This is a genomic window from Candidatus Tisiphia endosymbiont of Thecophora atra (assembly GCF_964026395.1).
In the GTDB taxonomy this organism is placed as follows: domain Bacteria; phylum Pseudomonadota; class Alphaproteobacteria; order Rickettsiales; family Rickettsiaceae; genus Tisiphia.
In genome coordinates this window covers 137,908-156,208 of record NZ_OZ032145.1, presented here as the reverse complement: position 1 = coordinate 156,208, position 18,301 = coordinate 137,908, and the positions used below count along the sequence as shown (strand labels likewise).

Annotated in this window: 7 protein-coding genes; all 7 read left to right on the top strand. The window is 32.8% G+C overall.

The annotated features are described in order from the left end of the window. Window positions 1–6: 6 nt before the first annotated feature. The 7 genes from AAGD45_RS00800 to AAGD45_RS00770 all read left to right on the top strand — a co-directional run bounded on the left by AAGD45_RS00800 (window position 7) and on the right by AAGD45_RS00770 (window position 17,566). Window positions 7–2,982: a type IV secretion system protein gene (locus AAGD45_RS00800; protein ID WP_341761589.1), complete on the top strand. Its 2,976-nt coding sequence runs from the start codon at window positions 7–9 to the stop codon at window positions 2,980–2,982. After that, window positions 2,969–5,314: a type IV secretion system protein gene (locus AAGD45_RS00795; RefSeq protein ID WP_341761588.1), complete on the top strand. Its 2,346-nt coding sequence runs from the start codon at window positions 2,969–2,971 to the stop codon at window positions 5,312–5,314. The genes AAGD45_RS00800 and AAGD45_RS00795 overlap by 14 nt, the downstream gene beginning before the upstream one ends. Window positions 5,315–5,329: 15 nt before the next feature. Continuing rightward, window positions 5,330–8,266, top strand: coding sequence for a type IV secretion system protein (locus tag AAGD45_RS00790; protein ID WP_341761587.1), 2,937 nt, complete (start codon window positions 5,330–5,332; stop codon window positions 8,264–8,266). Between the two features lie 23 nt (window positions 8,267–8,289). Continuing rightward, on the top strand, window positions 8,290–11,004 hold the full coding sequence (locus AAGD45_RS00785; protein ID WP_341761586.1) for a type IV secretion system protein: 2,715 nt from the start codon (window positions 8,290–8,292) through the stop codon (window positions 11,002–11,004). Between the two features lie 337 nt (window positions 11,005–11,341). Further along, on the top strand, window positions 11,342–14,548 hold the full coding sequence (locus AAGD45_RS00780) for a type IV secretion system protein (protein WP_341761585.1): 3,207 nt from the start codon (window positions 11,342–11,344) through the stop codon (window positions 14,546–14,548). A gap of 316 nt (window positions 14,549–14,864) precedes the next feature. Next, window positions 14,865–15,782 (top strand): hypothetical protein, encoded by a 918-nt coding sequence (locus AAGD45_RS00775; protein WP_341761584.1) that lies wholly within the window; start codon window positions 14,865–14,867, stop codon window positions 15,780–15,782. Beyond that, window positions 15,767–17,566 carry a glycosyltransferase family 2 protein gene (locus AAGD45_RS00770; RefSeq protein WP_341761583.1) on the top strand — a complete coding sequence of 600 codons (1,800 nt, stop codon included), beginning with the start codon at window positions 15,767–15,769 and terminating at the stop codon, window positions 17,564–17,566. Before AAGD45_RS00775 ends, AAGD45_RS00770 begins: the two co-directional genes overlap by 16 nt. The last annotated feature ends 735 nt before the right edge of the window (window positions 17,567–18,301 follow it).

Below are 18,301 nucleotides of genomic sequence, written 5' to 3'. Positions count from 1 at the left end.
TAATTTATGCATTATAATTTTATAAAAAATTTACTTAGTGGAGCAAAAATATTTGCTAGAATAGTAGTGCTATGCAGTCTACTAAATTTTACTATTATCCATAATAGTTATGCAGAAGAACCAAAACAAAAAGATACTTTAGATACTATAATTGATATTCTCTCAAATTTGACCTGTGAAACTCAAGGTATCGGTGATTTATTACGTACGGAATTTTCTCACACTTGTATACCGGCATCATTTTTTACCTTTGCTGTTTCTAATATAATCTCGCCAGGATTATATGCAAATACCATGCTACGTCTTAAAATAAATGACCATGAATTATTTGATGGAGATTACCCTGGAGGACAATGTGCAAGAAATAATAAAATTGATCCAAAGACCCCTAAATTAACCTTTGCACTTTGTAATAATGTTAAGCTAGCAGCTGTTAGAGTGAAGGCGATAGCCCTTTCTGCTCTTGCTATTGCCAAAGCCGTATTAACCGGTTCTGATCCGTGGGAAGATATTATGGATGCATGGAAGAGCAATAAAGCATCATTTCATACTATTTATAAGGACAAAGAAGATGGTTACAAAGATGCAATGATAGACTTGGTCATATCACCTGTACCTATACCAGCTATTATATTTAAAGTAGTAAAAATAAAAGATACCATGTGTGTGGCTGCTCCTAGTATATTAGCAGATTGGGTACCAGTTGGCTGTAAGTATATTAGAGAACCTTACCCTGAATCGATTTATGCGGCTTTTATGAGTCTTGATGGTGGAACTCAGAAAGATACTAATACCGCTACTGACCCAATGGCAATAGTTGATTGTGGTTTATCATCTTCTAGTTGTTACCAAAGAGCTTATAATAATTCTAAAACAGCCATTGTTATCTCTTCACCATTAATAGAATGTATTAAAGAAATGACAGCAAGATTACTGGTTAGTAAAGATGTTTGTACATTTGATGATATTAATAAAGTAATTAATTCAAGCAAAAGAGAAAGTAGCATATTATTTCAATTTCAACGTAATATGCACCGAACTGTTACCGCTTTATTGACTATATATGTAATTTTCTTTGGTTTTAAAATTATACTTTCTAGTGATGTTCCTCCTAAAAATGAAATAATTAATTTTGTATTAAAGATGTTGTTTGTAACCTATTTTTCTGTAGGTATAAACATTACTCCTAGTAGTAATTCTGACTATAATCGACTAGATGGTATGGTGCAATGGGCTTTTCCTTTATTATTAGGAGGAATAGATACACTTGCTGGTTGGGTTATGAATGCTTCTCCATCAGAGTTGTGTAAATTTGATGCTAAAGATTACGATAAAAATCTTTCTTATATGGCATTATGGGATTCATTAGACTGTCATGTAAGCCATTATTTAGGATTAGATATCCTATCAACCTTACTGGTAGAAAATCAATATAAAAATCATGATTTCAAGAGTTTTGACTTTTTTAGTTTCTCAGCCCCACCTTATGTATATTTACTGATTCCTGCTATTATTTCAGGTAACATGACTCTAGTATCCTTGGCACTGTCCTATCCTTTATTAGTGATTTCTGTTGGAGCGTTTATGGTGAATGCTACAGTGATGTGCATGATATCTATAGTAATATTAGGTGTTTTAGCTCCTCTTTTTGTGCCAATGTTTTTATTTGAATATACTCGTGGTTACTTTGAGTCATGGGTAAAGTTATTAATATCATTTTTGCTACAACCTATGGTAGTGGTAACCTTTCTGATTATGATGTTTTCAGTTTATGATTTCGGTTTTTATGGTCACTGTAAATATGAAAGTAAACCTATACAAAATAGTATAGAAAGTGGGGGAGATGGAAAAAGAAAGGTAAAAATATTTTATGTTAATACTAATTGGGATAAATATGAGAAAGATGAAAGTAAAGGTATAGATGATGCTAAAAGCTGTCAAAATAGCCTAGGTTATATGCTTAATAATCCACTGTCAACAGTTTTTAATTTTGCTAAAGATAACCTCAACGAGATGGTCAAAAAAAAACCAGGTAGTGGCAGTACAAGCGATCATTTATCTGAATACCCGTTTTTGCAGGGTATTATTATGGGACCTGGTATGTTCTTTGTATCACCCAAATTAGTTTTTGAGAAAATTAAGGATATTGCTCTAGCTTTAATTACTGCCTGCTTTACTTTGTATTTAATGTATCACTTTAGTAGCCAATTAGCAGAGTTTGCAGCTGATATGACTGAAGGTGTACCTCTTAGTGGTGTTGCCATACATCCACAGGCAATATACAAAGCTGGTATGGCTGCTCTTGGAGCTGCTGGTAAAATGCAGGCGGCTGATAAAGTAGCTAGAGGTGCTGGAGGCGCTACTAAGGATATGGGTGGTGGAGGTGGATCAGCCGGAGATACTGAAGCTACTGGTGGTGAATCAGCAGGAGATAGTTTAGACACCAGCGGTTCATCTGGAGATACTGTATCAACAGCAGGAGGAGGTGGTGGTAAGTCTCTAGGTGGTGGTGGACTTCCTCTCTCTCCAGCCCGTCATATAGCAGAATCTACTGCAGCTGGTGTATCTGAATCGAGTTCTTCAGATGCAGGAGGTTCTTCAAAGGAATCAAGGGTTAATTTGCAGACTATTGACGAACCTATTCTACCTCAAACTAATAAAATAGTAGAAACAGAGGATTTTGTTAATAGATCACCACAGATAGCTACAACAAATACACAAGAATTAGGAAGGACAGTAGAGAAAGCAAGTCCTGCTAAGGAATTACCAAAAGAGCAAAAGACCCATGAGTTACTTTCTAAAACTTTGGGAGGACTTGAAGATTCTACGGTGCAAGCTGGAAAGGCTGGTGACATTCAACAAGAAATAAAAAATCGTGAGGAAAAAGCTAGGAAGGAGAGCTATCTTAAAACTAGACCAGCTAAGAAAACTACAACTGCTAGAACTAATGTAAAAAAAGATGGCTCTAATGAAAATTCATAAAGTCACCAACTGTACAAGTTTAAGTAAGTATAATAGTCCTCGATGTCATTCCAGCGTAGGCGGGAATGACATTAAGAGAAACAGGAATAGACCTCTTTCGAAACTCGCTTATGCGCAAGGGTGTGAAGGAGACGCTTCACCTCGAACCCCAGCGTACTCTAATGTACGTGAGGATTCGAGTACAGACGTCGCGTACAAATCGCCAGCAGAAGTAGAGTTTCGAAAGAGGTCTAATGATATAAAAGGAAGCAGGAATAACACATTAGGGCTGTTATACCTACTTAAAACTTGCCCACTTGGTAAAGTCATAAAAATTTTTATACAATGTTGTTTGATACTTTTTTCAAGCAAAGTTTTTGCTGGTTTTGGAGATCCGTGTCCATCAGTTTCATTTGCAGTAGATGATTATTTAAGACAAAACACAGCTTACGGGCATCTTCTATATAGTATTGATATAACCGGTACTCCTAATGGGTGTGATGCAACTGACCCACAATTTAAATTCTGTCTCAAAAATAAAGATGGTAGTCCTCTAGAATGTAAAGTTATTACTCTTAATTTAAATGATTCTAAGCGTCTTAGTGAGTTAAGCACTGATAATAATCCTGATTTAGGTGGAAATACTTTATTAAAAGATATTATTTTAACAGTAAAAATTGTCGATAAAAGATTGTGCCTAGTCATGTCTACCTCAAAAGGACAACTTCCACTAGCTTGTAAAAATACTACCACACCAGCTCCGGTAGCACCACCAGACGAACAATGCCGGAATATAGGTAAAACTTGTTATATGGGTACTACAAGGAGTCAGTCATTACTTAATTTTTCTGGCTTAGCTGTAGATTGTGTAAAGGAAACTCTTGATAAAGTTTTTTTTCGTTATAGTAGCTGTGATCCAAAAAATGATCAGATTAGTTTGACTGCCCTTAATCCTTTCTCAACCTTCCAAGAATCTTTGAAAATATCTATTAGGGCGGCGTTAATATTATATGTTATGTTTTTTGCTGTTAATATGATTTTAAACAAAGAATATGGTAATTTAGATAAAATAGCATCTTTTGTTATGAAGCTAATAGTTGTCACTTATTTTGCTACAGGTCTTGGACCAGCGTATTTTAAGGGTGGAAAGGAAACTACCGAAAATGGTATGCTGCAGTATGGTTTACCATTACTCACGGAGCTTACTCCACAATTTGCCCAAATAGTTTTTAATGCTGGTGGCTCTCGAGGATTATGTGAATACGATACTAGTAAATATAAAGATGGTTATAAGTTTTATGCACTTTGGGATGCTGTTGATTGTAGGATAGGTTATTATTTGGGTATGGGACTATATTATAACACAGAATCCGTTTTAAACGGCATTCCTAATAATGTACCGGGTGGAACTAAAGGTACTGCTGCGAACTTTAAAAAACCTGGAAATGAAGCTCCGGATGCATTGAGAAAAGTGGGAGGATTCAGATTTTTTACTGTAATGTTTGGTTTATTCTTATCTGGACAAATAATAATAGTAGCATCTGGAATAATATTTTCCGTAATATTTGTTTCAATAATTTTATATTTTATAACACACTATTTAGTATGTCTAGTTACCATATATGTCATGACCTATATTTCTCCTATATTTATTCCTATGGCTTTATTTACTAGAACCAAAGCATATTTTGATGCATGGCTAAAAATTTGTATATCTTGTGCAGTGCAGCCTGCAGTGGTAGCTGGTTTTATTGCCTTATTACTTACTATGTATGATTCGGCAATATACAAGAATTGTGAGTTTATGAGGCATGACTATACGTATAGCAGTGATGCTCAGTTTAGTACTTTTGAGCTTAGATTACCAAATACTAATACTGAGGATTGTAAAAATAGTGCTGGATATAAATTATTACGATATTATTCAGGGGAAGGTTGGGAGAAGCATCTTTTAATTCTTTTTCCAATTAAATCAATTGTTATAGATGTCGTATCACTCATGGTAGAGTTACTTTATGTATTAGTCTTCTCAATTATTTTTTATTATTTTTCAAAATCAATTAGTCAGTTTGCTGCCGAGCTTACTGGTGGTCCTATCATGGATTCTGTAACAGCTAGTCCTACTAAGATAGTTGATATGGTTAAGAAAGGGGCAGAATTTATTGCCGATGCTGCAAAAAGCTCCGGTGGAAAACCACCGCAGAAAAATCCTTTAGAAAAACCAAGGAAAGGAGGAGAAGAAGCAAAAGATTCAGGTGGGGGTGATAGTGGTGGCAAAGCTGAAGGTATGGCAGGTTCTAGTGGTAGCGGTAGTGAAGGTGGTATGGGTTCTGGAGGTGGTGGCGGTGGTTAACTTGGATATTATTGTATGAAAGGAAATTTATCAAAACTCATAATGGTATTAGGCATAGCGGCTCTAGTGGTTAGCATTGTTATGGTATTACTTGCGATGATAGGGTCAGTAAAAATTACCAATGGTTGCCTCCTTAGATATGATCAAGATGCAGAGGGAGGTAGTACTGATCGTATTACTAATACAATCATGCTTAACGCAACAGCAAACTATACTGTTATTACCACAACAAAACCAGATGGTTCAATTGAAACTAAGTATGATCCTAAACATTATGGAGAATGGTTAAATACTAATCTAGCTGTTACAGATAAGCAGGATGTTAAGTTTAAAATAGAGGGCAACATAAGTCTTTGTAGAGCTTATATTCCAAAAAATAATATTCAACAATCTTCAGATCTAGATACCAATAATAACATGGTTGCCATCCCTAGGATTGAAGAAACTAATGCAGAACCACTATCTTTAATTTTTGATGCTAAAACTGATGAATGGCGAAATATAGCTGAATTGTTTATTAATGATCAGGTTATAGTATCAATTTTACCGGATCACAAAAAATTGCCGAATTTGCCAAATAATATAGCTAGTGTAAAAAATGTCTTTAAGCTTGTTAAGCAAGATGGTGAATTTAAAAATTTTATAGAGACAGCAGATTGTTCAGAAGGACAAAAAACATATAGTCCATTATGTGGTAGATACTCGATATATTCTGGGCAGTATGTTAGTGGTTGCAAATGGCCGGCAAATTGTAATAATCCGAATGATTGTGTTAATATTAATCCACATGAGGTGTGTTGGAGTAAGCCATTTGACTGGGAATTGCCCTCGACTGTTTGTAACATAGATCCATTGCATGTAGGAAGTTACTGGAAAACAATATGTGATCAGGGTCCTTTTTGGGCTAATGTGATGGGGGTGGCACCAGAACCTTATAAGGAGGATGGTTTTTTTACATCTCCTTGGAGTGACGATACTAATAAGTTATTTACTAATTTTCATCCTGAATGTTCTTACAATTCTAGTAGCTTATCTCGTAGATGTCCTGACGTTGATCATAGCATTAAAGATAAAGCTTACATAGAAGGAGAATACCAAAATAAAAGATATTTTTGGTACTCTGCCGATGGTCCAACAGGTCTGCTATATAGAATGGATAATAGTGAGACCCCAACTAATGCTAAATCTTTAGGGACAGGCTATGAATTTGCTAAAATAATTGCTGGAAACAAAGATTATGATCCAATAAATAGTAGTCAAGATGCTAATATTAAATATCAAATCATTTATAACAAGACTCTAGCTGGTAAGACAAAGAGCTATTTACAATATCGTTTATGGTCAAAAGATGACAAATATACCAATAATACTGGTGGTTATGTGTTAAACATTAAGCAGACCAAATGTCGAAGAACTAATGGGGAGAGTTTTGATGATGTTGTGGATCATCGTGGTAAAGTACAATATTTAGTAGTACCATATGATGAAAATCCTAACACATCTAGTAAATCTTATACCACTAATAATATTAGTATGGATGATGCAGAAGGTAATGCGAAGATTACTACAAGTGGCAATGGATATCTATGGATGAGAATTCTAAATAAAAAAGAGGATTATAAAGAAAGTTATGGTAGATACCAAGTACAATTCTTTACCTCAGAAAAAGTTGGTAGTTTTACTTTAAATATTTTAACCCCTTTATTTGAGTTATTAAAAGGCAAAATCAAGAATGCAGCTGTGATGATTTTTAAGAATATGACTTGCTATGGTGGAGGAGTTACTACTTGTACTAACTTTTTTAACTATATAAAAGCCGTACTAATTCTTTACGTTATGTCATACGGAGCAATGTTTTTATTAGGTATGGTCAAAATCAACCAACAAGATTTGGTAATTAGGATAGCAAAAATCGCTATAGTTAGTGGGTTAATGAATGAAAGTACTTTTGAATTTTTCAATAATTATATATTTGATTTTGTAACTAATTTTTCAGATGGAATCATCTCCAATATGAGTGGCTATAGCATGTTTTCATCGACGAAGAAGATAACAAATCCTTTCATGTTCCTAGATGCATTAATGAGTAAAATATTGTTCAGTAAAACTTTTGCTGGTCAAGTGCTTTCTTTAATCTCTATGGGTCTTAGTGGATTGATTTATTTTGTTATAGTATTTATTGCTACAATGATAGTAATCATCACCGCTCTTCGAGCCGTGGCAGTTTATATTATGGCATTTATGGCAATCGCTATATTAATTGGTGTAGCTCCATTGTTTCTTACGTTTATGCTATTTGATTTCACTAGATATTTATTTGATAATTGGGTGAGGTTTACTTTTAAATATATGATAGAACCAGTAATTTTAATGGCAGGAATTATTATACTTACTCAGCTATTTACAATTTACTTGGATTTTGCAACTGGTTATAGTGTGTGTTGGAAATGTGCTTTACCTATAAAAGTTCCATTCCCTGCTATCCCAAATCTTCCTGCAATTTTCTCTAATTTAGAGATTTTTTGTATCAATTGGTTTGTACCTTGGGGAATGGATCATCGTTCTGGCATGATGGGTTTGAATATGCAACATTATATTGCATTAATTATGATTGCTTATGGAATGTATGGTTATGTTGAATTTTCTGGAAAAATGGTGGCAAAGTTGACTAGTACCGCTGGACCTTCTGCTACATCTATGGGGCATGCAATGTCATCGGCAATGGAACAAGGAGCTTTAAAAAAGGTTGGTTTAGATCAGGCATCTAGAGATACAATTAAGAAAGAAGCTGCCAGTAGATTAAAAGATAGGAATAAAGCAATCGATAAAGGGAATAAAGCTAGGTCAAAAAGTGATAAGGATAGTGATGGTAATAATAAGGTTCAGAATCCAAGAAGTGGTGTTGAGAGTGATAGTGGTAATGAAAGTGTTTCTAATGCGAATCCAAAGTAATAACTGAAAATGAAGTGAATAGGATGAGAAATTTCAGGTATCTAATTTTGTTGGTAGATTTTCTACTTAAAGGGCAACTGTTTATTGCCTTAGTAGTCCTATTAGCCTGTAATCCTGTCAAAGCTGATGATAATGAGAAAGATGCTAAATTTGATTGGATGAGTTCGAGTTTAAGTGGACTTGCAGCTCTATTTTCAGCATGTCTAGAAGTACCAAAATTCAATAGTTTTCAAGAAGGTAGCATTTCTTTAGACCTTACAAAACCAAATGAATGGAATTCTACTGGTAACTATGTCAAAAAAGATAAAGCCATTAAGTTTGACTGGAGTACTAGTGGAGCTGTAGGTAATCCAAGAATATACCGAGTGATGTACCGTATAGATCCAAGGTTCAATAGACCACAAATATTTATTAAAACTTTTAATTATTTAACTAAAAAATATGAAGCTACTAATTTTCCTAAATTTAAGGCAACTGATCCAACTAAAGATTATATAAGTTTGGCATTTAGCAAAATGCAGAATTATGTAGACTATTTTAATTTTGCTGAAAATCGTCAGAAAATTCGGATAGAAAAAGGTGATGTAATAAATATAACTCTCACAGGAGCAGGAGATTTTTTTAGTGTAGCTACTGACGAAGATTTTTTAAAGTCAGAGCTTGACAATAATATATTAGGAGTCCCGTCACTTTATACAAATAGCAACCTTGATAATAAAATACTATATTCAACTGCAGAAAAATTGTGTGATTCTATTGACCCCTCATCAAGGGATAAAGTGTGTCAGGATACTGGAGCAAATACGAAATACAAGGTGTTAGATAAGTTAGCATTAGTTGGTAAACCGTTAACCCAAGGCTCTATACAACAGATTATTATAACTTGTCCTGATTTTGCTAATGATAAAGATAACTCTCCAGTGTGCTTCTATGATCAAGGGAGAGGGATGAGGATACTAGTAAATAACCAAATTATAAAGAGAGAAGCGGAAAGTTTTGTATATTCTAAATTTCTAAAAAAGAGTTTCTTATATTATAAATCTGATATTGCTGGAGATTTAGATTTTTTAACTGATTGGTCAATCCAAGGCATGTTTACCTCCCTAGACAAACCTTTAATGAGTGATTGGACTACATTTTCTGATCTTGACAAACTTAATTCTTATATTAATGACTCTACTGTTGTAGACTTAAGTAGTAGTTTTTTACATTTTGGACGCTACATTATGATGGTAGAAGTAGGTAATGGTGATAAGAGTATTAGTGATGCACAACAAAAAGACATAGAAGTTGAATATATTATAATGAAAGATGGCGGTACACCACTTGCATCGCTAGTGGGTACACAAATCAACCAAGATTTTGCAACTGATGCTGACAAAGATGGCTATTTATGGGTTAGAGTAAAGAATCCTAATAAAGAGGTAATGGGGTTAATTAAAGTAAATTATGCTAATTATACGGGGAGTACTTGGTTCTCAGATATTGTATATAACGGAGCAGTTAAACCTATTACCAAGGAGTTTCATAAATTTACTATGAATTTTTATACTAAACTAACTAAAAATGTAACATTACACCGAATCATAAAAGCTGCATTGATTCTTTATGTAATGATATATGCTTTAACCTTTTTAGCGGGTGCTATTCAAATAACTGCCAAAGACTTATTAACGAGGATTATAAAAATAACTTTGATAGTTATCCTAATAGGAGATGATAGTTGGAACTTTTTCAATAATTACTTATTTAATGCCTTTATTAAGGGTACTGACTATCTAATGACCAATGTAGTAGGGCTTACTAGTTCTACAGCTAACATTTTTGGTTTTATTGATCCAATATTTGATAAATATACCAATGGCAGATTTTGGGGGCTTTTATTTATACAATTACTCCAAATCCATAATGGTCTTACCCTTGTTGCTATCATGACTATTTATTCTCTGACGCTTTATTTTAGAGCCATTTTGGAAGTTATCATAGGTTACGTTATAGCCTATATTGGTCTTGCGATTATGATATCTTTAGCACCATTATTCATAATTTTGGTACTATTTGAGAAGACAAAAAGCATTTTCGATAACTGGTTATCTACTTTATTTAGTTATATGATGCAACCAACCATATTATTAATATTTTTTCTATTAATAGATCAGGTGATGTCTGAACAACTTTTAAAGATTGTGGTAAGAGCATGTTGGGATAGTACGTTCATCCCAATAGAGATAGGGTTAGATCTAACGCATATGAACATACCGATTAATTTTTCGTTTAAATTACCATTTTTACCTGGGATACCTTTCTTTGCACCGGATGTTACGGAAATTAATAATGCACAGGATTTATTAAATTCTACTGGTACATTCTTGGTAATATTTACCAGTAGCTTGTTATTCTATGCTTATTGCCTAATGTGTTATGGACTTGTCGATTATGTGACTATAGTAGTTGCTCAATTGACCAACGTAACACCTGCAAGACAAGAGGGTGATTTCCAAAGGCCTGATAATCCTACAAAATCTATTATGCAGGATATGGAATCTGTGGCAAGACCAGTCAAGGATTTAGCTTTTGCTCCAGCTAGGATATTTAAGGATAAGGTTATAGATCAAAATTATAAAGCTAGGAAAAGTGATCCTGACGGCAAGAAAGAATATACTGGCAAAATATTTGCCTCAAGAAATGATTCAGACACTGGTGGTGAAGCAGATGGTGGATCTAATAAAAAGGAATAATTACTATTTAACCTGAATTCGATGTAACTTGTTACATCGAATTCAGTATTATATATAGAAACAATCAGGTTTGAAGCGGCTGCCCACCTGATTGTTAAAATATAATACTCCATTCAATATGTGATTTTAATAATTAAAATCACATATTACCCCAATTCGGGATAAGAATTAGTTAATTCTTATCCCGAATTCGCGTATATTGAATGATGAAAAAAGTTAAAATGCACCCACGTCAGCCGTTTCAAGAGTGCATTTTTCCTTATAACAAAGCCAGTTCGATATAAGAATTAATAATTCTTATATCGAACTGAGGTTATTTAAGCCTAGGTTTCTATAAATGAAGAATATTTTTGCTATTTTATTAATTTCTATGTTGTGCCTTTCAGGCTGTACTGGCGATAGGTGCATTGATGCAGATGATTTTGGCTTTATAAAATTTGTAATTTCTTCTAGATATAAAAAAGAAAAGTTAAGCGGGCAACAAGATAATCAAACAGCTCCTTGGATCAATACTGGATATAATGTAAATGGTCAACCACTTACTATATTGGTAAAAACTTGGGATTATTCTAAAGGAGATAAAAACAACTCTACAGAATTATCAGCTTGGAGTGCGTGGTATGGTCAAGAAAAAAATACCAATACTTTATCCGAATTTTGTAAGAGACTACAAGTATGCAAATTTATAGATGACAGGATGTGTACTAAGAGTAAGGATGCCAAAATTAGTAACGCACCATGTTTATTTAAAAATGGTGTAGGGCTATACATGTTAATTGCTGAGCGTAATACAAATCCTAATCTCTCTTTGGATACACAGCGTACACCAAAAGGCATTACCGCCCACCTTGGTGAACCTCTTGCTGGTTATGAACTTTATGATCTTAATAAAAGAGGGGAATTAGTAAAAGCTGGAGGAATAAGTTATCAATATGAAGGTAAAGGTGAAGTTAGCCCATTATATTTTAAGATTTTAGATAAATTTTATGATGATAATAATGGTCAGTATCGTGTAGTTATTAAATCTGGGGTCACTGACACTAGACCTGACCCTATTGAATTTTTAACGAATTTAATAAAAGCTGAGTTATTTGGTGATGATGAGAATCATGGGCTAGTTAGGTCAATTTACGAGGGTATTATTAAAACACCAGGATATCGTGTATCTGTTTCAGCTCTGTTAACTTTGTATATTATGTTTACAGGATTTTCTTTCCTAATTGGTAATGTTAATCTCACACATACTGAATTAATAATTAGAGTAGTAAAAGTTAGTATAGTATCTACGTTACTTAGTTCAACTAGTAGCTGGCAATTTTTCCATGATTACTTATTCGTGTTTTTTATGGAAGGGGTAGAGGAAATACTACGAATAATTAAAGAAACAGCGGCTACCGGACCTGGATCTTGGAGTATTATAGGTTTAATGATAGCCCCGCAAACTATGGCAAAATTATTTTCATTACTATTTGTCGATCCGTTAGGATTTATATATATAATTTTATTCTTGATAGCCCTTTATTTTATCTTCATGATGGTATTTAAGGCTACTATTATATATCTTACAGCACTGATAACTGTTGGGATGATTATCATAATGGCACCAATATTCATTTGCTTTATGTTATTTGGTATCACACGTTCATTGTTTGAAAACTGGTTAAGACAGCTGATTTCCTATGCACTACAACCAATTATATTATTTACTGGTATTGCTTTTATTTCAATGATTATCAGAACAGAAATATATTCTTCACTTGGTTTTGGAGTATGTAAGTATGACTTCCCAAATTTAGGACCGATAAATGAACTGTTTGGTAGTATAAATGAAGATCTAGACACTAGTCTTGGAGACTCAATATTTTATTGGTGGTTTCCATCTCCAATGAAAGCTGGCAAATTTTCTAAAACAAAAGCTAATATATTAGTGCCTGTTGATCATCGCATCGATGATGGCTCGCCTGATGGCAAACTATGTTTAGCTTATCAATGTATCGAGGAAAGATATGTTGAATTACCATTTTTAGATCTAGTCAACGATGTAAGAAGAATTGATAATTTTTTCAGTGGTCACTTTGTTCAGCTGGATGGATTATTGTTAATTTTTGTATGTGTTTATTTACTAAGTAAATTTAATGATATAGCTGTTTCAAGTGCTAAATTCTTATCTAGCACCTCAGGTAATCTAACAAATTTACAAGCAATTGGACAAGTCGCTTTTGCCCCTATTCAACAGCAAATAGAAAGACCTGCAAATTATGTTGTAAAGGCTGCTAAGAAAAGGGTGAATCAACACATTATCGAAAAAGCTAGTATGTTTTTTGCCGAAGGGTTTGAAGACAAAATGATGAAGGGTGTAACACGAGAAGCACTGAAATCACCAAAATCTAGTGTTTTAGATGAAGTAAAAAGAACTTATGGTATAGATTATAAAGATGTTAATGTTCATGCTCAAGATGATTACCAAAAGGGTATTAGTGAAGTTATCAAAGTAATTAAACCGGATGGAACGGATAAAGAATTTAAGGGTAATAGTTACTCCGAACTTCGTGATTATTTAGCTGATCTTAAATTTGGAGAAGGTAAAAAACTTGACAAAGATCAACAAAAAGAGCTTGATCATTTAATGAAAACTAAAGATGGTAAAACTTTACGAGAATTAGCGAGTGATGCAAAGTTTACCCAAAATTTCCAGCAAGATTATGTGAATGCACATCAAGCAATGTCAGCAAGGGGAATAGGGTTATTTGGTAAAAATATAGCACCTCTCAAAAGTTGGCAAGAGATGAATAGGCGTGTTGATGAAAAAAGAGAGCTACGTGATAAGAAGCGTAAAAATATAGGAGAGAGAATATATGCTGGTTATGAAGGATTAAAACGAGAGGCACTTACTGCTATTGTTGGTAAAGATTTACGGGATGCTTTTGAGGGTAACTTAACTGGAGCAGAGTGGGAAGATTTTAATTATAATGATCCAAGACTTAGAACCCATAGTGAATCACTTAAGGATCAGCAACGATCTTTGGAATGTCAAGAGCTTCTAACTAAAATCAATAAAGAAACCATTGCTGTTCAGGAAGATATTTCATCTCCTGAATATCTAGCCAAGCTTGAATTACAGGGTAGAACAGCAGATATTGCATATTACGCAGAACTATCTAATAAAAAACTTGCCTTTGAGATATATGATGCTTTAGCTCAAGGTGAAAGTGATGATGGGGAGAATCCCGTATTGATGGGCGAGCGATTCATGCGAGAAAAAGCAACAGATACTCAAACTCGTAATATGATTGACAGTGCTTATAGAATTGAGCAGACACGAATAGATAACGATAAATATGCACACAGACAAGAACATTATGAAATTATGCGTGAGAAAGCTGAAGCTAATGGGGACAATCAATCTTTAGAGTATAGTAAAATAGTACTAAAAAAAATAGAAGAAAGAAAAGAACTTATTAAAAAAGAGGTTAGATCTCACATTGATGGAATTAATCAATATCGCTTAGATGCTAGAATGCCTAAATATGAAAAAAATGATTAACAATAGTCTATTACCCCTTACCAATCACTACTATGTCACCCCGCAGGGGTTAAATATATAAACACCTCCTCCTTCAGGAGATTTTTTTAGATCCCCGCCGTAGCTCCATAATTTTGACGTTAGCACTACAATTGTAGCATTAAGTATAGCATATATTTTTTAGGTACTAATAGATTTTTGAAAATTTTTTATAACAAAATTCAATTTTTATATAGAACTTAAGATTATTTATTAGTTGAAAATTTATTAAAATATCTATTTATTAAATTTATAATAGTTGTATTTTAGTAAATTTAAACTATTAATTGTCATTTGGGTGAAAACAACAACCATATTTATACTCCTGTTTATAATTTCTGTAACAAATAAGATTTATGCATCAGCTTGGTTAATTGACTCAGGCAAGTACAAATATACGGTTACTGCTAGCAATATTGATAAAAATTCTAGAAATATTAAACAAGTAAGAGCCAATCTTTTTCTACAAATTCAGTGTAAATTGGCATATTTAAAAGATCGTATTAAGTTGGTTAATAATTCATCGGCTCTTTATAATAAGTTATTTAGGCAAATTCAATTTTTAGAGCGTAGATCTAGAGAAATATCCTCATACCAAGACGAATTAATGCGAATCTTTGCTATCGAATATGGAATTAATAAAAACCAAAATTTGGGAATTCAATTACTTTATAAAGAAAATAAATTCCAAGGAAGTAATGACATGAACTACCTGTCTAATGATAAAGAAATTGGTATATTTTATAAAATTAAGCTCTTTCAGAACACTAATAAGATAGTTTCAGTTCAGCCAAGAATATACATGACCAAAGATGGTTGCCAACAGCAATTTTCTTATGAATTATTATTGCTATCAGCATTTTCCAAAAAAATTCGTACAGTTTCGGTATTTGCTGAAAGTGTTTTTAGTTTTGGGCAAGCCCTAAATAACTCATATACAAGAAGAAGTCATTATAGTTTTTCAATATCTGAAAGCATTGAATTTCAAAATGGCATTATGTTAGTAGACTTTACCAAATATTATACTAGGAGAAATTACGGTTCTATTTATAATAGAACTTTATATAAGCAATTTTCAGTTGCAAAAAAGATTAAATTTGGTAATCTAAAGAAGAATAGCCTAACAACACAAATAGGGTATTTTTGTGATAAAAGCCTAATTAATAAACATTATAAAATATCAGGAGTAATATTTTCAATATGGATGGATGTATAAAAAATATTAATAAAGAATTTTTAGATATTCTACTAAAAGAACAACTACTTACGGATTTACAAATATCTCACGTTAAGTTCAAATTAATTGAGAGTACTGGTGAGAATGATTTTTTTAATGTGATAATTGCAGAAGGAATTATTAATAATGAGATGGTTATAGATATTTTATATAAAAATAAATTATTGCCTCTATTGAATGTGCAAGAAACACAGGTTAAGATTTGTGATTATGCAAAAATTGATCAATATGTAGAAAATGGTTATTTCATTTATGAAAACGATAAAAGCAATAAAGTGCTTGCTATAAATGACCTAGCTTATTTAAGGAAGTTATCAACAATACATTATAATGTACAGATTAATTTGGTCAAAAAGAATGACTTCTATCAGCTACTTGAACAAAATTTTAGCCATTTGAATATAATCAAATCCAAATATTTTCTTGAATTTATCTCAGTATACATGGTAGCAAAAAATATCAATTACACTAAGTCAATTATCATATTTTTTGTGATATATTTTGGAATATTATTTAATTTTAAATATATTTTTCATGTGATTAACATTATTTGCTATTTTTCACAAAATATTTTAAAAATTATGCTATTTAACCAAGCTGTAATTGTACAAAATACAGCGTTTAAAAGTAGTGATATCTCCATTTTAAAAAATGATTCTCTACCTATTTACACTATTTTACTTCCATTATATAAAGAATCAGGCAAGCTAAAGTCAATTATTAGTTATGTCGCTAATATTAATTATCCTAAACATAAATTAGATGTCAAAATCATTATTGAAGCAGATGATTATTTGATGATCAAGGAAAATATCCTATATGAATTACCTTCTTATATACATTTGCTTAAAGTACCTTTTAGTTTACCTAGGACTAAACCTAAAGCCCTTAATTATGCCATGCAATATTGCAGAGGAAAGTATGTAGTAATATATGATGCAGAAGATAGACCTGATACTGATCAACTCCTTAAAGCAGTAATAGCCTTTGATGAATTACCGAAAGAATATGTTTGTTTGCAGGCTAAACTTAACTTCTATAATGAGAATGAAAATTTACTCACTAAACTTTTTAGCATAGAATATTGTTTATGGTTTAAATATCTTCTGAAAGGTTTAAGCTTGATGGATTTACCAGTAACTCTTGGAGGAACTAGCAATCATTTTAAGGTTGACGCCTTACAAAAAATAGGGTTTTGGGACGCTTATAATGTTACTGAGGATGCTGATTTAGGAATTAGATTATATTCTTTTGGTTATAAAGTTCATATGATAGATTCTTATACTTTAGAGGAATCACCTATAGATATTATAAGTTGGATAAATCAAAGATCTCGTTGGATAAAAGGATTTATCCAAACATTTTTGGTATTTCTTGCCCAAAAAGACAAATATAAAAGGTTTAAATTTTATCAAATAACTACTATTTTCATTTTTATTGGTTTTTCTTCTTATGGTTTTTGTTGTTTGCCATTTCTAATGCTAACTATTAAAATTAATACATTCGCCATAATTAATTATTTATGGATAATTAACAGTTTTTTTGCTTTTTCATACCTTTACGGAAGTGCTTTTTTTATTTTACTGATTAAAAAAGGAAAAATAACTAATTTTCGAATATTAGATATTGCTGCCTTGTTTGTGTGGCCTCTGTATTTTCTACTACATACGATAGCAAGTTATAAGGCGATTTGGGAGATTATTTTCATGCCCTTCAAATGGGATAAAACTCAGCATGGGATTAGTACTCTAGACCTTGAATAAATCATGGTATACTCAGATAGAAAATCAATAATTGCGTTGTCGTATCTAAAGATCTCCGCTGCTCCGCATAGGTGTCAACTTAAGAGCGTAATGATTGAACATGTATAAGCAAATCAAACCTAAACGTCATTGCGAGAAGCCGCTGCAAGCGGCAACGCGGCAATCCAAGATACGCGAAGCGTTACTCTAAAAAACAGCTTCGCTGTTTATCTGGATCGCCACGGCATCTAACGATGCCTCGCGATGACGGCTGTGTTTAATTTGTTTATACATGTTCAATCATTACGCTCTTAAGTTGACGCCTATGCGTCATTGCGACTCATCTTCGAGACGAAAAAGTGCTTTAAACGTCTAAAGAATCAGGTTCGCAGCGGTTTTGGAATGAAGTTTGTAGTCATGTAAACATCACTTTTCTACTTGACATACTAAAAATTAGTCAACATAATGCTTCTTATGTGTATTACCATTGTTTTGTTTCAAATAAAAACTCTTGTCATTAAAGTACACTTTTATCAGTATTTCTTTATTATAAAATTCCACAGGTGAAAAAATGTAGTCAGTAACGAGAATTTAATTCTACACTCCACTCGTCGTATAATACTCACGTTCTATAGCATAATTTCTGCTCATATTTATCTCGAAGATGAGTTGCGAGGAGGCGATGAAATCGCCGACGTGGCAATCTCATGAAATAATATCTGCCTTTGTTAGGTGGCCTCGAGGTAATTTAAGCTC